Annotated in this window: 18 protein-coding genes; 15 read left to right on the top strand and 3 right to left on the bottom strand. The window is 71.7% G+C overall.

The genetic code is table 11. The annotated features are described in order from the left end of the window. Positions 1–159: 159 nt before the first annotated feature. Positions 160–1,515, bottom strand: coding sequence for an NtaA/DmoA family FMN-dependent monooxygenase (locus tag ACWGPF_RS09205; protein ID WP_452332538.1), 1,356 nt, complete (start codon positions 1,513–1,515; stop codon positions 160–162). A 200-nt stretch (positions 1,516–1,715) separates the two neighbouring features. On the opposite strand from ACWGPF_RS09205, the gene ACWGPF_RS09200 reads away from it, so the two are divergent. The 15 genes from ACWGPF_RS09200 (at position 1,716) to ACWGPF_RS09130 (ending at position 20,637) form a co-directional block, all read left to right on the top strand. Then, positions 1,716–3,329: an ABC transporter substrate-binding protein gene (locus tag ACWGPF_RS09200; RefSeq protein WP_452332537.1), complete on the top strand. Its 1,614-nt coding sequence runs from the start codon at positions 1,716–1,718 to the stop codon at positions 3,327–3,329. Between the two features lie 519 nt (positions 3,330–3,848). Beyond that, entirely contained in the window at positions 3,849–4,295 is a 447-nt protein-coding gene (gene rplM, locus ACWGPF_RS09195) for a 50S ribosomal protein L13 (RefSeq protein WP_345439350.1), read from the top strand. Positions 4,296–4,330: 35 nt separating this feature from the next. Then, a complete protein-coding gene (rpsI, locus tag ACWGPF_RS09190) occupies positions 4,331–4,798 on the top strand; it encodes a 30S ribosomal protein S9 (protein ID WP_425562981.1) in 468 nt (155 codons plus the stop codon). A gap of 15 nt (positions 4,799–4,813) precedes the next feature. Then, the gene (glmM, locus tag ACWGPF_RS09185; RefSeq protein WP_452332536.1) at positions 4,814–6,169 is read left to right on the top strand and encodes a phosphoglucosamine mutase; all 1,356 of its coding nucleotides are present in this window, start codon (positions 4,814–4,816) and stop codon (positions 6,167–6,169) included. Positions 6,170–6,195: 26 nt separating this feature from the next. Beyond that, the gene (locus ACWGPF_RS09180; protein WP_452332535.1) at positions 6,196–7,251 is read left to right on the top strand and encodes a hypothetical protein; all 1,056 of its coding nucleotides are present in this window, start codon (positions 6,196–6,198) and stop codon (positions 7,249–7,251) included. Between the two features lie 399 nt (positions 7,252–7,650). After that, positions 7,651–8,286, top strand: coding sequence for an alpha/beta hydrolase (locus ACWGPF_RS09175; protein WP_452332534.1), 636 nt, complete (start codon positions 7,651–7,653; stop codon positions 8,284–8,286). 77 nt (positions 8,287–8,363) lie between these two features. Beyond that, positions 8,364–9,749: an ABC transporter substrate-binding protein gene (locus tag ACWGPF_RS09170; RefSeq protein WP_452332533.1), complete on the top strand. Its 1,386-nt coding sequence runs from the start codon at positions 8,364–8,366 to the stop codon at positions 9,747–9,749. After that, positions 9,746–10,720, top strand: a complete 975-nt coding sequence (locus ACWGPF_RS09165; protein ID WP_452332532.1) for a carbohydrate ABC transporter permease — start codon at positions 9,746–9,748, stop codon at positions 10,718–10,720. Before ACWGPF_RS09170 ends, ACWGPF_RS09165 begins: the two co-directional genes overlap by 4 nt. Before the next feature lie 5 nt (positions 10,721–10,725). After that, positions 10,726–11,655, top strand: coding sequence for a carbohydrate ABC transporter permease (locus ACWGPF_RS09160; RefSeq protein WP_452332531.1), 930 nt, complete (start codon positions 10,726–10,728; stop codon positions 11,653–11,655). A 30-nt stretch (positions 11,656–11,685) separates the two neighbouring features. Further along, a complete protein-coding gene (locus tag ACWGPF_RS09155) occupies positions 11,686–14,817 on the top strand; it encodes a sugar-binding protein (RefSeq protein ID WP_452332530.1) in 3,132 nt (1,043 codons plus the stop codon). After that, entirely contained in the window at positions 14,814–16,193 is a 1,380-nt protein-coding gene (locus tag ACWGPF_RS09150; RefSeq protein ID WP_452332529.1) for a Gfo/Idh/MocA family protein, read from the top strand. The genes ACWGPF_RS09155 and ACWGPF_RS09150 overlap by 4 nt, the downstream gene beginning before the upstream one ends. 9 nt (positions 16,194–16,202) lie before the next feature. Next, positions 16,203–17,198, top strand: a complete 996-nt coding sequence (locus tag ACWGPF_RS09145) for a LacI family DNA-binding transcriptional regulator (protein ID WP_452332528.1) — start codon at positions 16,203–16,205, stop codon at positions 17,196–17,198. A gap of 154 nt (positions 17,199–17,352) precedes the next feature. Further along, complete coding sequence (locus ACWGPF_RS09140; protein ID WP_452332527.1) at positions 17,353–17,967, top strand: GTP cyclohydrolase II; 615 nt, start codon at positions 17,353–17,355, stop codon at positions 17,965–17,967. Continuing rightward, on the top strand, positions 17,964–18,434 hold the full coding sequence (locus ACWGPF_RS09135; protein WP_452332526.1) for a MarR family winged helix-turn-helix transcriptional regulator: 471 nt from the start codon (positions 17,964–17,966) through the stop codon (positions 18,432–18,434). Before ACWGPF_RS09140 ends, ACWGPF_RS09135 begins: the two co-directional genes overlap by 4 nt. 238 nt (positions 18,435–18,672) lie before the next feature. Further along, the gene (locus ACWGPF_RS09130; protein WP_452332525.1) at positions 18,673–20,637 is read left to right on the top strand and encodes a hypothetical protein; all 1,965 of its coding nucleotides are present in this window, start codon (positions 18,673–18,675) and stop codon (positions 20,635–20,637) included. A gap of 164 nt (positions 20,638–20,801) precedes the next feature. Here ACWGPF_RS09130 and ACWGPF_RS09125 read toward each other — a convergent pair whose 3' ends face one another. Then, positions 20,802–21,140, bottom strand: coding sequence for a DUF202 domain-containing protein (locus tag ACWGPF_RS09125; RefSeq protein WP_452332524.1), 339 nt, complete (start codon positions 21,138–21,140; stop codon positions 20,802–20,804). Continuing rightward, positions 21,137–21,490, bottom strand: a complete 354-nt coding sequence (locus ACWGPF_RS09120) for a YidH family protein (RefSeq protein ID WP_452332523.1) — start codon at positions 21,488–21,490, stop codon at positions 21,137–21,139. Before ACWGPF_RS09120 ends, ACWGPF_RS09125 begins: the two co-directional genes overlap by 4 nt. Positions 21,491–21,518: the final 28 nt, after the last annotated feature.

The following is a 21,518-nucleotide window of genomic DNA, read 5'->3' as shown; positions in this document are numbered from 1 at the left end:
CTGTGCGTCGTCGGGATCGCCTGTCGGCGCGCAGCACCCGGTCAGAATATCGGAGTAACACCGGGTACCCGGATACTGCCGTATCGGAATTTCCGTTCTGTGACATCCGGCGAAACGAACATCACATCTTCGGAGACGCCCGGGCCGGCGCGAAACCGATCAGCCCAGGTGTGCGCCCCCACGGTACCTCGCGCCCCAGTGCCCGTCCGGAAGACGGTCGCCCCGGCCGAACAGGCGCTCCCGCAGCGTCGTCGGCTCCCCGTCCTCACGCAGACGACCGCGGCGACGCAGCTCCGGCATCACGAGCTCGGCGAAATCGCGCGCGGTCCCGAACGAGTGGTACTGGCGCAGGTTGATGCCGTCGATTCCCGCGACGTCGAGCCAGGTCTCGATCTCGTCGGCGACGACCGACGGCGTGCCCGCGACGAAGAACCGGTCCTCCCGCGATTCCACGATGCGGTCGACCGTCTCGCCCACGGTCGGCGCCGCGAACGGCAGCGTGAAGCCGGTCTCGGCGGTCACGTCGGCCATGAGCGTCTCGCGCGGGTAGGCGAGCAGGTCGACCGGCACACTGAGATGCGCGAGGATCCCCTCCACGCTCCGCAGCTCCCTCGTCGCGCGCAGCTTGTCGGCCGCCTCCTCTTCGGTGCGGCCGACGATGACGCCCGCCTGCACGATGAACTTCAGGTCGTCGGCGGCGCGGCCCTGCTGCACGGCCGCGTCCTGCATCGCGCGCGCGTTCCGCTGGAAGTCCTCCAGGGTGCGGCCGCCCGTGAAGACGACCTCCGCGTGCTTGCCGGCCATGGCCATCCCCGCCGGCGACCCCGTGGCCTGGTAGAGCACGGGCGTGCGCTGCGGCGACGGCTGCGACAGGTGCGGGCCCTTCACGCGGAACGTCTCGCCGACGTGGTCGATGTAGCGCACCTTCGACGGATCGGTGTAGACGCCGCGCTCGCGGTCGACGACGACCGCGTCGTCGTCCCACGAACCCTCCCACAGCTTGTACAGCACATCGAGGTACTCGTCGGCCATCGCGTACCGGCGGTCCTTCGGGATCTCTCCGTCCAGGCCGAAGTTCTGCGCCGCGTTCGGCAGGTACGACGTGACGATGTTCCAGCCGACGCGACCCTTCGTCAGGTGGTCGAGCGTCGACATCCGCCGCGCGAACGCGAACGGCGGCTCGTACGTCGTCGAAAACGTGACGCCGAAGCCGAGCCGCTTCGTCACCGCCGCCATCGCGGGGATGACGAGCATCGGGTCGTTGCCCGGGATCTGCACGCCCTCGCGCAGCGCCGTCTCGATGCCCCCGCGGAACACGTCGTACGCCCCGACGACATCGGCGAGGAAGATCCCGTCGAACCCGCCGTGCTCGAGCAGCTGCGCCAGCTCCACCCAGTAGTCGAGGTCGTTGAACCGCTCCCGGTTGTTCTCGGGCAGACGCCACAGCCCGTGGCTGATGTGACCCGGCGTGTTCATCTCGAACAGGTTGACGATGAGCTTCTTCGGCTCGGGCATGGGGATCCTTCCGAGGCGCCGCGTGGAGCCGGCGCCGTGCATCCGAGTCTTCCATGCGCGCCGCGCGACGCTGCGTGACGGTGCATTGCGCGACGTTACCGAGCCCGTCCTGCCCGCCCCCGCCCATCCGAGAGCATCGCGGGGCGCGCACAGCACCCTCCCGCGCGATCCCGCCATCCCCCCCACCAGGACGGACCCCCATGCCCTTCACACGTTCCCGCTCGTTCGCGGCCGCGCTCGCCGCGGGCGCCCTCCTTCTCAGCGGCTGCGCTGCGTCGGCCGCCCCTGCCGAAGGCTCGTCGACAGAGCCCGTGTCGGGCGGCACCCTCGTGCACGCCCTGCCGGCGCTCGATGCCGGATGGCAGCAGCAGGCCGCCAACAACTGGTACAAGAGCCAGGTGTGGGCCCAGCTCGTCGAGACCCTCGTCTACGTCGACGCCGACGGCACGGTGCACCCGTGGCTCGCCGAGTCGTGGGAGCAGAGCGACGACGGCCTCGTCTACACGTTCCATCTGCGCGACGACGTCACGTTCTCGGACGGCACGGCGCTCACCGCCGAGACCGTCGCCCGCAATCTCGACGTGCTCGGGCTCGGCGACGTCGATCAGGGCATCGCCCGGTCGCCCATGATCCCGCTGGAGTACGTCGCGGCCGAGGCCGTCGATGCCCTCACCGTCGAGGTGACTCTGTCGAGCCCCAACGGCGGCTTCCTGCCGAGCCTCGGATTCTTCGCCGCGGGCATCCTCGGCGATGCGACGCTCGATCTCCCGCTCGAAGGACAGTCCGACATCGCGAACGTCGTCGGCACGGGCCCGTTCGTCTTCGAGTCGGAGGAGGCCGAGCGGAGCATCGACCTCGTCCGCCGCGACGATTACGACTGGGCGAGCGACGCGTTCGAGCACGAGGGCGCGGCGTACCTCGACGGCATCACCTTCACCGTGCTCTCCGAGGACGGCGCGCGTCTCGGTGCGCTCGAATCGAACCAGATCGACTCGCTCCACTACGTGCAGCCGAGCGAGGAGGAGCGGCTCGAGGCCGACGGGTGGAACGTCGTGCACGCGCCGTACTTCGGCACCCCGATCAACTTCGTGCTGCGGCCGGAGACGGCCATCCTCTCGGATGAGCGCGTCCGCCAGGCCCTGCAGGTCGGCATCGACAGGCAGGAGCTCGTCGACACCGTCTACAACGCGGCGTGGAAGCCCGCGACGTCGTCCATCCAGCAGGCGTCGCCCGGATGGGTCGACCTGAGCGAGCAGCTCGCCTACGACCCGGATGGCGCGGCGCAGCTGCTCGAGGACGCCGGCTGGGAGGAAGGCGCCGACGGCATCCGCGAGAAGGACGGCGAGCGGCTCGTGCTGCCCGGCTACACCTCGCCCAACCTCAACACGACGCCGCAGCTGCTCGAGCTCATCGCGCAGCAGCTGCGCGAGATCGGCGTGGAGCTCGAGATCACGCAGACCGACGCGAGCACGTACGGCGAGATCTTCGCGAGCGCCGAGACGCCGCTCATCCCGACGGCGAACACGTTCCTCGACCCCGCGACGCTGCGCCAGTACTGGGGCGTCGACGCGACCAACCAGTTCAAGCTGACGAGCGACGTGCTCGAGCCGCTGCTCGCGGACGTCGCGCAGACCACGGCATCGACGGCGGAGCGCGACGAAGCGCTGCGCATCCTGCAGGAGACGACGGTGTCGGAGGCGTACACGGTGCCGCTCGTCGACAACTACCAGGTCTACGTCACGGGCGAGCAGGTGCACGGGCTCACGACGAACGCGGTGGGGCGCCCGTACTTCTACGACACCTGGAAGGGTTGAGACCGGGCCGTTCGACGCCCGGCCGAACCCTTCGCTAGTGCGGATGTGGGTCGCGCTGCGCTTCGCCCCGCTGACGTGGGTCCCGCTGCTCGGCGCCGGTGCTGCGCTTCGCCAGTGCGCTGCGCTTCGCCAGTGCGGATGTGGGTCCCGCTGCGCTTCGCCAGTGCGGATGTAGGCGGAGAGGGGGCTCTGCGTCTACATCCGCACTGGCGAAGCGGCGCTGGGGCGAGGCGGCGCTGGGGCGAGGCGGCGCTGGGGCGAGGCGGCGCAGCGGACGGGCGTGAGGCGTCCACCGCGACATCCGCACCGGCGAAGCGCCCGCGAAGCGCCCGCACGAGTTCCCGTGCCAGCGCTCCCATTCGCCATCCGGGGCGGGATCGTCTAAGCTTGACCCTTGGTGCCCGTACCGGGCGCCGCGAACGTGAGCCCTCCACCGCGTGTGCTGGCCGGCATCGACCGTCCAAACCGTCTGGAGCGGGATTCACGAACGTCTCCGTTCGAACAGAAAGCAGCACTACTGTGACGCGCACTTACAGCCCGAAGGCCGGTGAAGCCCAGCGCGAGTGGCTCGTGATCGACGCCACCGACGTCGTCCTCGGCCGCCTCGCCTCGCACGCCGCCGCGCTCCTCCGCGGCAAGCACAAGGCGACGTTCGCCCCCCACATGGACATGGGCGACTTCGTCATCATCGTGAACGCCGACAAGGTCGCGCTCACCGGTCAGAAGCTCCAGCAGAAGAAGGCCTACCGCCACTCGGGCTACCCGGGCGGGCTCAAGGCCGTCACGTACGCCGAGCTCCTCGAGAAGAACCCGGTCCGCGCTGTCGAGAAGGCCATCCGCGGCATGCTCCCCAAGAACTCGCTTGGCCGTGAGCAGCTCGCGAAGCTGAAGGTGTACACCGGTGCCGAGCACCCGCACGCCGCTCAGCAGCCCAAGACGTACACCCTCGACCAGGTCGCCCAGTAAGCGGCTCCCGTAAGGACTTCATCGTGGCGAACGAAATCGAAACCGAAGACTTCCAGAACTTCTCGACCGAGACCCCGGCCAGCGACGTCGTCGTGGCCGAGCGTCCCGTCGTGAGCGTCCCCGGCGCGGCTGTGGGCCGTCGCAAGCAGGCCATCGCCCGCGTGCGCATCATCCCCGGTGCCGGCTCGTTCACGGTCAACGGCCGCACGCTCGAGGACTACTTCCCGAACAAGCTGCACCAGCAGCTCATCACCGACCCGTTCACCATCCTCAACCTGGGTGGCGCGTACGACGTGATCGCGCGCATCAGCGGCGGCGGCCCCTCGGGCCAGGCCGGCGCTCTGCGTCTCGCCATCGCGCGTGCGCTCAACGAGGTCGACCGCGAGAACAACCGCCCGACCCTCAAGAAGGCCGGCTTCCTCACGCGCGACGCCCGCGTCATCGAGCGCAAGAAGGCCGGTCTCAAGAAGGCCCGCAAGGCTTCGCAGTTCTCGAAGCGCTAAGGCGAGATCCACTCCATGCCGCTTTTCGGCACGGACGGCGTGCGGGGGCTCGCGAACGGAGCCCTCACCGCCGACCTCGCACTCTCCCTGGCCCAGGCGACCGCCGTCGTCCTGGGCCAGGGGCGTTCCGCGGAGGCGCGACGGGCCGCAGGCCGGCGCACCTCCGCGGTGATCGCCCGTGATCCGCGCATCTCGGGCGAGTTCCTGAGCGCCGCCGTCGCCGCCGGGCTCGCCGCGTCGGGCGTCGACGTGTACGACGCGGGCGTCATCCCGACCCCCGCGCTCGCGTTCCTCATCGCCGACCGCGACGCCGACTTCGGCGTGATGGTGTCGGCGTCTCACAACCCCGCCGCCGACAACGGCATCAAGATCTTCGCGCGCGGCGGCGTCAAGCTGCCCGACGTCGTCGAGGAGCGCATCGAGCGGTACATGACCCGCGACAAGCTGCTGCCCACGGGTGGCGACGTGGGACGCATCCGCCGCTTCTCCGACGCCGAGGACCGCTACGTCCTGCACCTGCTCGGCTCGCTGCCCGCTCGGCTCGACGGCATCCACGTCGTGCTCGACTGCGCGCATGGGGCGGCCTCCGGCGTCTCGCCCGAGGTCTTCAAGGATGCCGGTGCCCGCGTCACCGTCATCGGCGCTGACCCCGACGGGCTCAACATCAACGACGGCGTCGGCTCCACGCACATCGACAAGCTCGCGGAGGCCGTGCTCGCTCACGGCGCGGACGTCGGGATCGCCCACGACGGCGACGCCGACCGGTGCCTCGCCGTCACGGCCGACGGGACGCCGATCGACGGCGACCAGATCATGGCCATCCTCGCCGTGTCGATGCAGGAGCGCGGGCTGCTCGCGGACGACACCCTCGTCGCGACCGTCATGAGCAACCTCGGCCTGCACGTCGCCATGCGGGAGCACGGCATCTCCGTCAAGACCACGTCGGTGGGCGACCGCTACGTGCTCGAGGAGATGAACGCGCACGGCTACTCGCTCGGCGGCGAGCAGTCGGGGCACGTCATCATGAGCGCGCATGCGACGACGGGCGACGGCGTGCTCACGGGCCTGCACCTCGTGTCGGAGATGGCGCGGCAGGGCAAGGGCCTCGCCGAGCTCGCGTCGATCATGACGGTCTACCCGCAGGTGCTCGTCAACGTGCGCGACGTCGACAAGGACCGCGTCTCGGACGAGGTCGTGCAGGAGACGGTGCGTCGCGTCGAGGCGGAGCTCGGAGACTCCGGACGCGTGCTGCTGCGCGCGTCGGGAACCGAGCAGCTCGTCCGGGTCATGGTCGAGGCGGCCGACGCCGAGACCGCCCAGCGCCATGCCGACGCCCTCGCGGCCGTCGTCGAGGAGCGACTGGGGCAGTAGGAGCCGCGATGCCGAGGGGGAGGACCATGGGCACCGAGGATCTCGAGAGGAACTACCGGCGCGGCCGCGCCGCGGATGCTCCCGCTCTGCGGGTGCGCACGCGACGTCGGCGCATCCGGCCGTGGATGGCGTGGGCCGGGGCCGGTCTCGCCGTGGTGCTCGTCGGCGGGGTGACCGCCGCCGTCGCGCTGTCGGGAGCCGACGACGCTCCGCCCGCGGTCGCCGCAGTCGACACGGCGGAGTACGGGGCGGTGCGCGCGGGGGTCGAGGAGGCCGCCGCGTCGTACGACGCCACGCGGACCGAGGCCGCCGAGGATCTCGCGAGCGGCATCGCGGTCGTCGACGACGCGGTCGCGGCGCTCGACGGCGCGGCCGGCGCCCTCGACGACGCGCTGCGGACTGCGGCGCTCGACGCGGGCGGATCGGCGCGCTCCGCGCTCGCGGGACTGGCCATCCCCGCGTCGGCGGACGACCTGCTGCCCGCCGTCGTCGAGCCGGCGTCGTCCGACGAGCTGAGCGACGCCCTCGCCGCGCTCGACGAGGCGCGGGCCGGGATCGACGACCGGATGGCGGAGCTCGCGCAGGTCTCCGGAACGGCGGATGACACGGTGTCGGCATTCGCCGCGGCGCTCGAGCCCCTCCGCGGCGCCATGAGCGCGCACGCCGCCGCCGTCGGCGCCGAGAACCCCGACGCCGAAGCCTCCTTCCGCACGGCGGTGTCGGATGCCGCCCAGACGGTCGCCGACGCCGACGAACCCGCGGCCTTCGCGGCGTCGCTCGCGGACTACACGGCGGCCGTGGCCGCCCTCCGTGCCGACCAGCTGCGGTTCGCGATCGCGTACGACGAGCAGCGCGCCGAGGAGGACGAGCAGCAGCCCGCGCCGGTGGAGACGCCGGCCCCGGTGGAGACGCCGGCACCCTCCGAGACGCCAGCGCCGTCGGAGAGCCCAGCGCCGTCGGAGACGCCTGTTCCCGAGGAGACTCCGGCGCCCGAGGAGACCGCTCCCGTCGAGACCCCCGCGCCAGACGAGACGACGCCCGTCGAGACCCCGTCTCCCGAGGAGACGCCGGCGGGGGAGTAGGCGCGCGCGGCTGCGAGCGCGCATGCGCTCCGTGACGTCGCCGAGGTCGACGAGCGCGCGGGCGAGCGGATCGCCGCGTCCCCTACCGAGGACCGCGCCGAACCGCGACGAGAGCGCGCCCAGCCGCGGGGCGCGTCGAGCGAGGTCGTCTCGCGACGTCGCTCTCGAGACACGCCGCTCGCGACGCCTCGATCGAGGGCTGTATGCCGCCCTGCGGACGCGGGGGCGTCTCGCATCGAGGATGCGCTCCGCACGGGCGACGTGCTCGCGCCGAGCAGGGCGATGCGCTCGCGCCGAGGGAGGGCCGCCCGGCGCATCCCGCCGTGTCGCCGGGATTGCGCGCACCGGCACGCGTATGCCACCCTGAGCCGATCATAAAACCGGTTTCAAGGATGGTTCATGAGCGTGCACGCCGTCGTGCTCCCCGGTGGGGGATACCGCACCCACGCCCCCCACGAGGCGGAGCCCGTGGTCGACTGGCTCGAGGGTCTGGGGATCCCCGCCGCGGTCTTCCGCTACCCGCTCGGGCGTGCGCATCCGGTCGCCCACGACGCGATCGGCGCGCACGTCGCCGCGCTGCGTGCGCGAGGCGCCGACCGTGTGCTGCTCGTGGGCTTCTCCGCAGGCGGTCACGCCGCGGGGATGGCCGCGCTCGCGCCGACGGGTGCCGCCGCGCGCATCGACGGCGTGATCCTCGGCTATCCGGTGGTCTCGCTGCGAGAGCACGTCCACCAGGACTCCGCGCGGGTTCTGCTCGCCGAGCGAGCCGACGCGGGCACTCGGGCCGACCTCTCGCTCGATGCCCTCGTCTCGCGCGACGCACCGCCGTTCTTCGTCTTCCATTCGCTCGACGACCGCAAGGTGCCCGTCGATCACGCGCTCCTCCTCTCGGCGGCGTTGCGCGGGCGGGACGTGCCGCACGAGCTCCACCTCTATGCCGACGGCGGCCACGGCGCGGGCGTGCACGACGACCGTGTGAGTTGGAGGGGGCCGGCGGAAGCCTGGCTCGAGCGGGAGGGCTGGATCCGGGGTTGACAGCATCCCCCGTGTGCGGCATGGTAATGAAACCGGTTTTAAGAAACCGCATTCTCATGAACTACGAAGGAGTAGGGATGTCACTGCGCAGAGGAGCGATCCCCGGTCTCGTGCTCGTCGGTCTCGTGGCGAGCGGCTGCGCGAGCAGCGCGGCCCCGGATGAGGGCACAGCGGCCGTCGCCTGCGACCCCGAGGCCGACGTGACCATCACGGTCGGCGAGCGTCCGACGTCGGATCAGGCGGCGACGCTCGAGGCGTGGGAGAACGCCGTGGCCGCGTTCGAGGAGGATCACCCGAACATCGCGATCGACGACGAGGAGACGGCGTACGACGTGTCGACCTTCTCGGCGCTGCTCGTCGGCGGCACGCTCCCGACCACCCTGCAGGTGCCGTTCACCGACATCCAGACGCTCATCGAACGCGGGCAGGCCGCCGACATCACGACGTACGTCGAGAGCGACGACGTGCTGAGCCAGCTGAACCCGCAGGTCGCGTCGGTCACCCAGGGGGCAGATGGGCGCACCTACGGCGTCGTCCGCGCGGCCTACACGATGGGCCTCGTCTACGACCGCGCGCTCTTCTCCGCGGCCGGGCTCGACCCCGATGCTCCGCCGGCGACGTGGGAGGACGTGCTCGACGCGGCGCAGACCATCCAGGAGGAGACCGGCGAGACGGGGTTCATCATCCCGACGACCGGCAACGTGGGCGGGTGGCTGCTCACGTCGATGGCCTACTCGAACGGCGACGTCGTGCAGGAGGAACAAGGCGACGAGGTCACCGTGACCCTCGACACCGACGGGATGCGCGAGAGCCTCCGGTTCCTGCACGACGTGCGCTGGGAGGCGGACGCCGCCGGCGCCAACTACCTGTACGACGGCAACGCGATCCGCGACGATCTCGCCGCCGGCGCGATCGGGCAGAGCCTCAACGGCGCCAATCTCTACAACAGCCTCGTCGTCGGCCGGGGGATGCCGCAGGAGGACTTCGGCCTCGCCCCCTTCCCCGCGGGCGACGACCCCGTCGGCGTGCTCGGCGGCGGCAACATCCAGTGGTTCAACCCGAAGGCGACGCCCGACCAGCTGTGCGCGGCGCTGGAGTGGACGAAGTTCTACTTCCTCGACCGGTACGTCGACGAGGAGGCGGCGACGACGTGGGCGGAGGCGCAGGCCGCCGACGGCCTTCCCGTCGGGCTCCCCGAGGTGCCCGTCGTCTCGGAGGAGCAGTACGCGACCTACCTCGAGTGGATCGATCCCTACATCAACGTGCCGCGCGAGAACTACACGGCCTACCTCGAGAGCCTGCCCGACGCGACGATCGTGCCCGAGCCCGCCGCGAAGGCGCAGGAGCTGTACGCGGCCCTCGACCCCGTCGTGCAGGCGGTGCTCACCCGCGAGGACGCCGACTTCGACGCGCTGCTGAGTGCCGCCGAAGCGCAGGTGCAGGACCTCGTCGACGCGGGATGAGAGCCGTGACCCTCACCGCCCCGCCCCGCGCCGACGCCGTGCGGCCCGTGCCCGCGCCCGCCCCGGCCGAGCGCCGCACGCCGCTGCGGTCGGTGGCGCTCTGGACGCGCCGCGGCGGGCTCTCGACGCTCGTGATGTTCCTGCCGCTGCTGCTGTCGTTCGGCTACTTCGCGTGGTGGCCCATCGCCCAGAGCCTCATCCTCGCATTCCAGCGCGCCGACCTCGTGACCGAGCCGACCTGGGTCGGGTTCGCGAACTTCGAGCGTGTGCTCGCCGACCCGCTGCTGTGGACGGCACTCGGCAACACGATCTGGTTCGCCGCCCTCGCCCTCGTGATCGGCTTCCCGCTGCCCATCCTCATGGCGATGGTCATGGCCGAGCTGCGCCGCACTCGCCAGATCGCGAGCGTGCTCGCCTACCTCCCCGTCATCATCCCGCCCGTCGTGAGCGTGCTGCTCTGGAAGCAGTTCTACGACCCCTCGGACGGCGGCCTCTTCAACACCGTGCTCGGATGGCTCGGGCTGCCCGCGAGCGGATGGCTGCAGGAGCCCGGTCTCGCGATGCCCGGCATCGTCGTGCAGGCCACGTGGGCCACGGCGGGCACGGCCACGATCATCTACCTCGCCGCCCTCATGTCGATCCAGGCGGAGCTCTACGACGCGGCAGAGGTCGACGGCGCCTCGATCCTGCAGCGCACGTGGCACGTCACGCTCCCGCAGCTGCGCAGCGTCATCCTGCTCATGCTGCTCCTGCAGATCATCGGCACGATGCAGGTCTTCACGGATCCGTTCGTCATGACGGGCGGCGGCCCCGAGAACCGCACCGTCACGCTCCTCATGCTCATCTACAACTACGCCTTCCTTTCGGGCGACTTCGGCAAGGCGACGGCGCTGAGCCTGCTCCTCGCCGTCGCTCTGAGCATCGTGTCGGCGGTCTACCTGCGGCTGACGAGGAAGTGGGGCGAATCGTGACCTTCGTGACGACGACCGTCCGCGCGATCGGGCGGGGCCGGCCATCCGCGCAGGACGACGAGGACCGGACCAACGTCTCCGCCCTCGACCGTTCGCGGCGCTCCGTGCGCATCGCGACCGCGGTGCTCGCCGCGCTCCTCATCGCCGGTCTGTGCGTCGTGGCACTCGGCCCGCTGCTCTGGCTGTTCAAAGCGGCGCTCTCGACGAGCCAGGACATCCTGCGCGAGCCGTTCGCCTGGTGGCCGAGCGGCATCCAGTGGCAGAACCTCGGCGAGGCGTGGTCGCAGATCCGCATCGGCCAGTACCTGCTCAACACGGTGTGGATGGCCGCGGGCTGCTGGTTCTTCGGCCTCCTCGTCGCGCTGACGGGCGGGTACGGCATCGCCGTGCTGCGGCCGACGTACGCCAAGGCGGTCAACGCCGGAGTGCTCGCCACCCTCTTCATCCCCGGTGTCGTATCGCTCATCTCGCTCTACGTCACGGTGCTCGACGTGCCCCTCGTCGGCGCGAACCTCGTCAACACGTTCTGGGCGGTGTGGCTGCCGACCTCGGCGAGCGCCTTCAACGTGCTGCTCGTGGCGCGCTTCTTCGACCGCCTCCCGCGCGACGTGTTCGAGGCGGCGCGCATCGACGGGGCCGGGGTGTTCCGGGTCTTCTGGGCGATCGTGCTGCCGATGTCGCGCCCCGTCATCGGGGTCGTCTCGCTGCTGACGATCGTGGCGTCGTGGAAGGAGTTCCTCTGGCCGCTGCTCGTCCTGCCGTCACCCGATCTGCAACCGCTGTCGGTCGGGCTCTACCGCGTGAGCGACACGGCCCCGACGAGCCTGCTCATGGCGGGGATGTTCCTGTCGGTCGTCATCCCCGTCGTCCTCTTCCTCCTCTTCCAGCGACAGTTCCTCCGCAGCGCCGGCCAGGCCGGCGCCATCAAGGGCTGACCGACGGCGGTCAGCATGAAGGAGACACCCATGCCCACCTCCCGCAGACGGTCGCGCGCCATCGTCCTCGCCGCCGCCCTCGCCACCGCAGCCGGCCTGCTCGCCGCCGGCCCCGCGCACGCCGGCCTCGCCGAATCGGAGTCGTTCGACGGCTGGACGACGACCGTGTCGGGGACGCCCTCGTTCACGATCGCCGCCGACACCGCCGTCGCCCACGACGGCGACGTGTCCGCGCGCATCGACGTCGACGCCGCAGCGGGGACGACATCGTACGTCGACCTGCGGCAGAGCATCCGGGCGAACGGCGGCACGACGTACGAGATGAGCGCCTGGGTGCGCACCGAGTCGCTCTCGACGGCCGGCGCCGCCTACTTCGTCCTGAGCGGCGACCACTCGCAGCGCGTCGAACTCCCGGTCGGCACGAACGACTGGACGCGCCTGGAATGGACCTACACCCAGCCGGCGGGCAGCATGACGTTCGTCATGCGCCTGCTCGCGCGGGGCGCGGGGACGGTCTGGGTGGACGACGTGCGGATGACAGCGGCCGGCCACGACACGAACCTCGTCGTCAACCCCTCCTTCGAGGACCACCAGCCGCCGCCCGGGACGCTGGCGTTCTCGGACACGGCGCTCGTCTACGAGAAGGGGCACGCTCGCATCGGCCTCACGACGGTCGCCGACGCCGTGGACTGGGAGGTGCGCGCTTCGTCGGGGCAGCGGATCGACACCGGGACGGCTGCCGCGACCGGCGGCGAGGCGGCGATCGATCTCGACGCCCTGCCCGCGGGGTACTACCGCGTCGCCGTCTCGATCGACGCGCCCCTCGCGCTCGCCAGGGAGGCGTCGTTCGTCGTCGTCGAGCCGTCGTCGGACGTTCCGGGCGCCGACCGCCCGATCGGCGTCGCAGCCCACGTCAACCGGTACTCGACGGAGCAGATCGACGCGCTCATGGACCCGCTCGACGTCGGCACGCTCCGCGAGGGACCATCGTGGGACGCGATCGAGACGTCACCCGGGGTCTACGAGTTCCCGGCGCTCTTCGACGCGCAGATCGCCGAGGCGAAGGCGCGCGGCGAACGGCCGCTCGTCATCCTCGCGTACTTCAGCCGCTGGTACGACGAAGGCAAGACGCCGAGCTCGCCCGAGGGGATCGCGGCCTTCGCGGCGTATGCGGCGGCGGCCGCCGCCCACTACGGGCCCGATGTCGACTACGAGGTGTACAACGAGTTCAACCACACCTTCAACACGGGCGCATGCGGCATGACGGCGGCCTGCTACAACGACCTGCTCGTTCCGGCGGCCGCGGCCATCCACGCGGCGGCCCCCGGCGCACGCGTCGTCGGCCCGGTCAGCGCGGGGGCGAAGTGGGACTTCCTGGAGGACCTGTTCGCGCTCGGCGCGCTCGACCACCTCGACGCCGTGAGCTACCACACCTACGATTTCCCGACCGCGCCGGAAGGCCGCACCGAGGCGGGCGTCGCGACGCTGCGCGCCCTCATCGACGAGTACGCCCCCGGCTCCGACATCCCCATCTGGCTGACCGAGCACGGGTGGACGACGACGACGGGCGGGACGACCGAGCGCCAGCAGGCGGCCTACGTCGTGCGCTCCGCGGCGCTCCTCGAGGCGGCGGGTGTCGAGCGCGTCGTCTTCTACGAGCTCATCGACTCCGGTGCGAATCCCGCTGAAACCGAGCACAACTTCGGACTCGCACGTCGACCTGCCGACGGCGGGACGGCCCTCGCTCCGAAGCCCTCGTACGCCGCGCTCGCCGCCTACGACCGGTTCACGGCCGCGCGCGACCTCGTCGCCGTCGAGAGGCTCGACGGCGCCATCGTCGCCGACTTCGCCGACGCATCGGGCGGGATCACGCGGATGGCCTGGAGCACGGGGGACGACCCCGTCGCCCTGTCGATCGGCACGGCCGCGTCGGCTCGGGTGGCCACGGGCGACGGCCGCTCATGGCGGGCGCTTCCGGATGCCCAGGTGGAGATCACGGTCGGTCCCGAACCCGTCTTCGTGGTCGGCGCCATGGGAGGGACGTCGGTCGTCGCCGATCCCGGCGCCCGCATCGATGCGCCCGACGCGATCGCGCGGGGCGCGGGAGCGGATGCCGCCGTGAGCCTGGACCGCACGACGCTGGGCGTCGAGGGCGACCTGGTCGTCGCGGGGCCGGTGGGAGCCGGGACGACGATCGCGGGGACGGCCGGCACGGTCTCCCTCGCACCGATGCGCGAGCTCGGCGACAAGCCGCTCACCTACACCGTGCGCTCGGGAGACGCCGTGGTCGCACTCGTGCAGGAATCGGCCGCGGTGGTCGAGAGCCCGGTCCTCGCCGTCACCCCGACGGCGGACGGCGGCCTCGAGCTGTCGGCATCGAACGTCGCCGGCGCCGGCGACGTCGCCGTGGAGGAGATCGAGTGGTCCGTGGGTGATGAGAGCGGAGCCATCCCCTCGTTCACCGTCGCGGACGGCGCCTCGACCGCGGTCGCCCTGAGCGCTGCGGTCACCCCGTGGACGCCGTACGCGTTCTCGGTCTCCGCCACGGCGGACGGCGAGCCGCGCGCGCTCTCGGGGACCACCGCGTCCGCGCCCGTCGAGCGCAGACCGTCGGATGCGGTCGTCGTCGACTGGCGCACGGCAGGCGAGTACGTCGCGCTGAGCGGGGGTCGGGCCGACGCCGACGATCTCGGCGGCACGTTCTCGGTGTCGTGGAAGGACGAGGGACTGCGGATCCACGCGCGCGTGGAGGACGACGACCACTCGCCCTCGTCGACGGCGGATCGGCTGTGGTCGGGCGACTCCGTGCAGTTCGCGGTCGCCGCGGGGCTCCCGGGGGACGACCCGTCGAGCCGCGTCGAGCTCGGCGTCCATCCGGATGCCTCGCAGCCGAGCGTCTACCGGTACACGACGCCCGTGGGCGCCGTCGACGACGTCGAGCTCGAGATCGAGCGCGAGGGCACGACGACCTCGTACGACGTCGTGGTGCCGTGGGATCTCCTCGGCATCGATCCCGGCGAGCGCGTGTTCTCGTTCTCGCTCCTCGCCAACGACGCCGACGGCGGCGTGCGTGAGGGCTTCCTGGAGTGGGGGAGCGGGATCGGCGCGAGCAAGGACTCGCGGCTCTTCGTGCCCGTCGTGCTCGTGGGCGGCGGCGCATGAGCCGGCCGACCCGCTACGCGCTCATCGGAGCAGGCGCGCGGGCCCAGATGTACCTCCACGCCATGGCGGGGGTGCACGCGGCGCATGCGGAGCTCGTCGCCTGGGGTGACGTCAACCCTGGCCGGCTCGCCTGGAACGCCCGTGCGCTCGCCGCGGCCGGGCTGCCAGAGCCTGCGCGCCTCGATCTCGACGACCTGGGCGCCGCCCTCGCCCGATCCGGCGTCGAGCGCGTCATCGTCACCGCCCCCGACCATGCGCACGCCGACGTCGTCGTGGCGTCTCTCGAGGCGGGAGCGGACGTCGTCGTGGAGAAGCCGCTCACGATCGACCTCGAGGGGGCGCGCCGCATCGCCGACGCGGTCGCGCGCACGGGCGGCGATGTCGTCACCACCTTCAACTACCGGTACTCGCCGCGCAACGCCGCCCTGCGGGAGGTCATCGCGCGCGGCGAGATCGGCGAGGTCACCTCGGTGCACTTCGAATGGCTGCTCGACACCTCGCACGGCGCCGACTACTTCCGCCGCTGGCATCGCCACAAGCGCAACTCCGGCGGGCTGCTCGTGCACAAGTCGTCGCACCACTTCGACCTCGCGAGCTGGTGGCTGGGCGACGAGCCCGTGCGGGTGTTCGCGAGCGGCGGGCTGCGGTTCTACGGGGACGTCAACGGAGCGCGCCGTGGTGCGGGTCCGCGTCCGACCAGGGGGACGACGGATGCGGCGGCGGGCGACCCCTTCGCCCTCGATCTGCGCGAGCACGACGTGCTCCGCGGGCTGTACCTCGAGCAGGAGCATCACGACGGCTATCTGCGCGACCGCGACGTCTTCGACGCCGGCATCGACATCGAGGACAACCTGTCGCTCGTGATCGACTTCGCACGCGGCGCGAGCATGACCTACGCGCTCAACGCGCACGCGCCCTGGGAGGGCTACGCGGTCGCGGTCAACGGCACGAGGGGGCGCGCCGAGCTGACGGTCGTGGAGCGCGGCTCGGTCACGCCGCGCGGCGTCGTCGTCGATCCGTCCGCGCAGAGCGACGCCTCCGCCGTCGACGCGACGCGGCCCGTAGGCGACCGGCTCGTCGTGCAGCCGCACTTCGGCGCGGCGCGGATGGTCGCCATCCCCCACGCCGAAGGCGGTCACGGCGGTGCGGATGCAGCCCTGCTGCGCGACGTGTTCCTCGGACCGATCGACGACGACCTGGAACGGGCGGCGTCCTGGCGCGACGGGCTGCGGGCCGTCTCGGTAGGGATCGCGGGCAACGCCTCGCTCGCCACGGGGATGCCGGTGCGCACCGACGGCATCGTCGCCGCTGCGGACGGCCGTGCACCGTCGCCGCGCGCGTCCGGCACGTCCGGTGTCGGACAGCCCGCTGGATAGGATCACGGGATGGCGACACAACGTGCCGTGCGGCTGAGCGACGTCGCCGCCGTGGCGGGCGTGTCCAAGGCGACGGCCTCGAAGGCCCTCAACGACAGCCCCGTCGTCTCGGTGGCGACGAAGGAGCGGGTGCGGGCCGCCGCGGAGCGCCTCGACTTCCGTCCGAACGCGCTCGCGCTCTCGTTCGCGTCCGGGCGAAGCCGGACCGTCGGCCTGCTCACCCACCGGGCGACCGCGACGTTCTCACGGCCGGTCGTGATGGGGGCCATCCTGCAGCTCGGCAGTCGCGAGCGCGCGGCGCTCGTCTTCGACGGACGCATCGACGCGCATCGCGACATGACCGAGAGCGTCCGCACGCTGCAGGACCGCCGCATCGACGGGTTGCTCGTGGTGGGATCGGGCTACGCGCGCGTGACGCCGTCGATCACGCACCAGTTCGACGTGCCCGTCACATACGCGTTCGCCGCCACGGACGACGAGGGCGACTCGGTCTTCCTGCCCGACAACGAGCAGGCGGGCTACCTCGCCGCCCGTCATCTGCTCGAGCGAGGCCGCACGCGGATCGCCCACGTCACGGCCGATGCCGACGACCTCGCCGTGCGGAGGCGGGAAGCGGGCTTCCGGCGCGCTCTCGAGGAGGCGGGGCTCGCGCCGGCGGCGGTCCTCCACGGCAGCTGGCGGCGGGAGTGGGGAGGTCAGGCGCTCACCCGGCTCGGCGACGAGGGGATCGGCGTCGACGCCGTGTTCTGCGGCAACGACCACATCGCCTTCGGTGTCCTCGACGAGCTGGAGACGCGAGGAGCATCCGTTCCCGACGACATCGCGGTGGTGGGCGTCGACAACTGGGAGGAGGTCGTCATCGATCAGAAGCTGCGCCGGCTCACGACCGTCGACCTCGACCTGATGGGAGTGGGGCGCGTGGCGGCGGACAACGTGATCGAGCCGTCGTCCGAGGGCGGCGAGCGCTTCGTGGCGCCGTGTCTCGTCGAAGGCCCATCCAGCTGAATGCACATCGGCCATCCGGTGTCAACCCGCGAAATGCGCACGACCGGTGACGGACGATGACGGAGTGTGGAACGACCCAGGGAATACGTCTCACCCGTCGACGTTGAACGACGATGTGATTGAGACTTCACATATCGCAGCCCCAGCCGAGGCCGTGGAGCGCGTGCGCGTCGTCGTGCCGCTGCGCTTCGCCGACGGGTACACGACGACCGCCGACGTCTTCACGTTCGACGGCCTCGTCGACGGCAAGGAGCACCTGCTGCTCGGCCTCGGCGACTGGCGCGGAGCGCTCGAGCGCGGCGACGCCCCGCTCGTCCGCCCCCACAGCGAGTGCCTGACGGGCGACGTCTTCGGGTCGGAGCGCTGCGACTGCGGGCCGCAGCTGCGCGAGGCGGTGGAGCGCATCGCGCAGGACGGCGGCTTCCTTCTCTACCTGCGTCAGGAGGGGCGCGGCATCGGGCTCTACGCCAAGCTCGACGCGTACGCGCTGCAGGACGCCGGCCTCGACACGTACGAGGCGAACGTCGCGCTGGGGCGCGGCGAGGACGAGCGCGACTACACCGCTGCCGCGCAGATGCTGCGCGCCGTGGGCGCCGACACCATCCGCCTGCTCAGCAACAACCCCGACAAGGCCGGTCAGCTCGAGCGCCTCGGCGTCGCCGTGGTCGAGCGGGTGCCGACCGCCGTGCACCTCTCGTCGGCGAACGCGCGGTACCTGCGCGCAAAGCGCGATCACACGGCGCACACGCTCGACCTGCCAGCCGCGTGACGCGGTCCGGCACCGACCGCCGCCTCTCCGACGACGAGATGGCGAGCTGGCTGCCGCTCGTCCGGCTCGTCCAGCTGCTCCCCCAGGCGCTGGACCGCACCTTGCGGGAGGAGGGCGGCATCAACCATGCGCACTACGCCATCCTCGTGACGCTCGCCCAGGACGCCGATGCGCCGCCGACGCTCGGCGAGATCGCCCGGATCGCCGGTCTCAGCCGGTCGCGGCTGAGTCACGCGCTGGATGCCCTGCAGAACCGCGGATGGGTCGAGCGCACGTCGTGCTCGACGGACAAGCGCACCGGTTCCGCCGTGCTGACCGAGGCCGGGCGCGACATGGTGCGGCGGGCCGCGCCGGCGCACGTCGCCCAGATCCGCGCGCTCGTGCTGGAGCGGCTCTCGGATGGCGAGCGCGAGACCCTGACGCATCTTCTCGGGAAGCTTCTGCCCGGGATCGAGAGCGCGGTGTAGGCGAGGCGGCGTTCGCGTTCCCCCGGTTCGCCAGTGCGGATGTCGGTCCGCCCGGCGTTCGCCAGTGCGGATGTCGGTCCGCCCGGCGTTCGCCAGTGCGGATGTAGACCCCACCGGCCTCTGACGTCTACATCCGCACTGGCGAAGCGCGCGCACCTCCACATCCGCACTGGCGAAAGGGGACTCCTGCCCGCGGCGACCTCGACCGCATCGCCTCCGGGTGGGGTAGACCAATGGCATGGACTCCACACGCCGTTCTGCGGCCGTCTCCGCGCTCGTGGCGGCGATGCTCCTCTGCGGCTGCACGCCCACCACGGGTGCATCGGACCCCCGCCCGACCGACTCGACCGTGTCGACGGCGTCCAGCCCCGGGGCCGAGCCGGCGCCCGCCCTCGCGGATGGGCCGCTCGAGACCGTCTCGGAGGGCGAGCCCGCCATCCCCGTCGATGAGTCGCTCATCCATCCGGGCATCCTCGTCGCCGACCCGCACGTGTTCATCGTCAGCGCCGACAACGCCCTGCACGCGTACTCGAGCGACACCGCGGAGGAGGAGTGGACGACGACGCTTCCGCGACACTCCCTGGACAGCGGCGTGTGCGCGGGGCCCGAGGTCGCGGAGGACGGCACCGTCGTCGTGCTGCTCGGCATCTCGCTCGGCTGCGAGCGTCGCATCGCGGTGGATCCGGACGACGGCACGATCATCGCGGACGAGCTGATCGTCGACGGCCAGGCGCAGAAGCCTGCCGACCGGCAGGTGAAGCGCGACGGCGAGGAGCAGCTGGGCGGCGATCACGTCGTCGGGATGCTCCACGTCGGGGACGAGCTCTGGTTCTACACCTTCGACAGCATCGGCCGGATCGGCGAGCGCGGGGTCGTCGACCTCGTGATGGACGCCGCGGAGCTGGGCGTCGTCGAGGACGACGACACGGGCGACTACACCGCCGTGTACGACGTCAGCGCGCTCGCGGACGGCCGCACGTTCGTCACCCGGCTCGCGCATGTCCAGGGCGACGGGTCAGACACCTGGTCGGAGTGGATCGGATACGACGCGACGGCGGAGGAGCCGCGCGAGATCTGGCGGGTGTCGGAGCAGGATCCGCTGCGGTTCGGGATCGACGGCGTGGCCGAGGGCGGACCCCTGCAGGTCTTCGCGGACAGGCCCGGCGCGCTCGTGGTGACGCAGACGGCGGATGGCCTCGTGCGTGCGGGAGTGCCGCGGGCGGCCGACGGGCAGGTCGCGGCTGCGACGGTCGAGGAGGATCTCGTCGCGGCGTTCACGCAGCCGTTCGCCGACGCCTCGGAGTGGATGCTGCTCGCCGACGGATTCGTGACGTCGGCGGCGATCGCGGGTGCGGACGCCGGGAACACGCTCATCGTCGCCTATGCAGCGGGAGGCGGCGAGCTGTGGCGCACGGCGTTTCCCGCGATCGACGAGTACGTCGGCGATGTCTCGGGGGATGTGCGCGACGTGCACCGCGATGCCGAGGACGCCATGTACGCGGTGTACTCGGATCTGTTCAGCGGGGCGCGGCTGCACCGCCTCGACGCCGTGACGGGCGAGCTGACGGGGTCGTGGGATCTGCCGGACTGGACGGTGTCGCTCGACGACACGCTCGACATCCGGGTCGTCGGCGAGCACGTCTTCGCCGTGCGGACGAGCGGGGACGACGCGGCGGGCCCTCTCGTCGCGGTGTGGCGGGGCACGGACCCCGATGAGCAGGCGGAGGCCGAGCCCGTGCCGACCGATGTGCCCGCCGCCACCGGGCCGCTGCTCGAGGTGCCGGGAGCTCAGCTGCACCTGACGGACGCGGTCGAGTGGGAGATCCTCCCAGCGGAGGAGATCTCGGAGGGCGTGTTCCAGGCGCAGGGCTTCGCGCGGACCGAGGAAGGCGACATCTGGGATGTCGGGGTGACGCGCTACCCCTGGGAGGACGAGGATGCAGCCTCAGCCGCTGTCACCACGGCCGAGCTGGTCTACAGCGAGGTGGGCGAGCCGGCGACACGCACCATCGCGGGCATCGACGCAGGGTTCGTGGAGTCGATCGGCGTGCTCGATCCGCTCAGCAAGCGGCAGGTCGACGACCTCGGAGTGACGATCGTGATGCCGTGGGAGGGCATGACGGTCGAGATCGCGATCACGGTCCCGCTCGACACCCCGGAGAACCGGATCGCGCTCGAGAGCATGATCGCCTCGATCGCCTGAGGCGAGGCGCGCCCGGGTTCGCCAGTGCGGATGTAGGCCTCAACGGCCGCAGACGTGAACATCCGCACTGGCGAACGGCGCACACCCATCCATCAGCACTGGCGAACAGCGCGAACCCGCGCGCCGGCTCAGCGCAACCCGCGCGCCCGCTCAGCGCCACCCGCTCACCCGCCCAGTGCCCCCTGGACGAGATATGCCGCGCACGCCGCTCCGAGGAGGAGAGCGGCGAGTGTAGCGAGCGCCATCGGCCATCCGCTGCGGCGTAGCCCGCCGGTGGCGTGGAGATCGCGGTGCGCGCGCCGGTAACCGGCGGCTGCGGCCGCGTACGCGGCGACAGCGAGACCTGAGCCGACCACGCCGGCGATGACCGCGACGACGCCAGCGACCTCGACGGTGAAGCGCATGGCGACGACGCTCGCGAGACCGAAGGAGAGGCACGTGCGGCGCCAGGCGAGCAGCGTCCGCTCGGGCTGCAGCCCGGTGTCGAAGACCTCCTGCGTCACACGAACATCCCGATCGTGACGAGCGCGACCGCGGTGATCACGCCCACGACGATCACTCCGCCGGCGGCGAGCCCGGGAAGCGGGCGCCCGAGGCGCAGCGACGTCTCCGTACGCGCCCAGCCGAACCACGCCTGCAGGGCCGCGAGCGTGCCGAGGGCGAGGAACACGCCCGCGGCGGCCAGGCGCCATCCGGTCGCGGTCGGGATCGAGAGCGCCTCGAGCGCGAATGCGCCCGCGTACATCGCGAGGGCCGTCCGCAGCCACGCGAGGAAGGTGCGCTCGTTCGCGAGGCTGAAGCGCGGGTCGGGCTCGTCGCCCTGCCCGTACACGCGGCGCGGGAAGCGGTTCACCCCCTCACGGTAGCCCGCGACGCGGCGT

This window comes from Microbacterium sp. NPDC055683, from assembly GCF_053617895.1.
The sequence above is the reverse complement of the archived record's forward strand: the minus strand, read 5'-3'. Positions and strand labels throughout refer to the sequence as shown.

Coding starts and splice junctions, on each gene's coding strand:
- ACWGPF_RS09170 (WP_452332533.1), top strand. CDS start 8,364: ATGTCACTGCGCAGAGGAGCGATCCCCGGTCTCGTGCTCGTCGGTCTC.
- ACWGPF_RS09145 (WP_452332528.1), top strand. CDS start 16,203: ATGGCGACACAACGTGCCGTGCGGCTGAGCGACGTCGCCGCCGTGGCG.
- ACWGPF_RS09200 (WP_452332537.1), top strand. CDS start 1,716: ATGCCCTTCACACGTTCCCGCTCGTTCGCGGCCGCGCTCGCCGCGGGC.
- ACWGPF_RS09155 (WP_452332530.1), top strand. CDS start 11,686: ATGCCCACCTCCCGCAGACGGTCGCGCGCCATCGTCCTCGCCGCCGCC.
- glmM (WP_452332536.1), top strand. CDS start 4,814: ATGCCGCTTTTCGGCACGGACGGCGTGCGGGGGCTCGCGAACGGAGCC.
- ACWGPF_RS09175 (WP_452332534.1), top strand. CDS start 7,651: ATGAGCGTGCACGCCGTCGTGCTCCCCGGTGGGGGATACCGCACCCAC.
- ACWGPF_RS09165 (WP_452332532.1), top strand. CDS start 9,746: ATGAGAGCCGTGACCCTCACCGCCCCGCCCCGCGCCGACGCCGTGCGG.
- ACWGPF_RS09130 (WP_452332525.1), top strand. CDS start 18,673: ATGGACTCCACACGCCGTTCTGCGGCCGTCTCCGCGCTCGTGGCGGCG.
- ACWGPF_RS09205 (WP_452332538.1), bottom strand. CDS start 1,515: ATGCCCGAGCCGAAGAAGCTCATCGTCAACCTGTTCGAGATGAACACG.
- ACWGPF_RS09180 (WP_452332535.1), top strand. CDS start 6,196: ATGGGCACCGAGGATCTCGAGAGGAACTACCGGCGCGGCCGCGCCGCG.
- ACWGPF_RS09150 (WP_452332529.1), top strand. CDS start 14,814: ATGAGCCGGCCGACCCGCTACGCGCTCATCGGAGCAGGCGCGCGGGCC.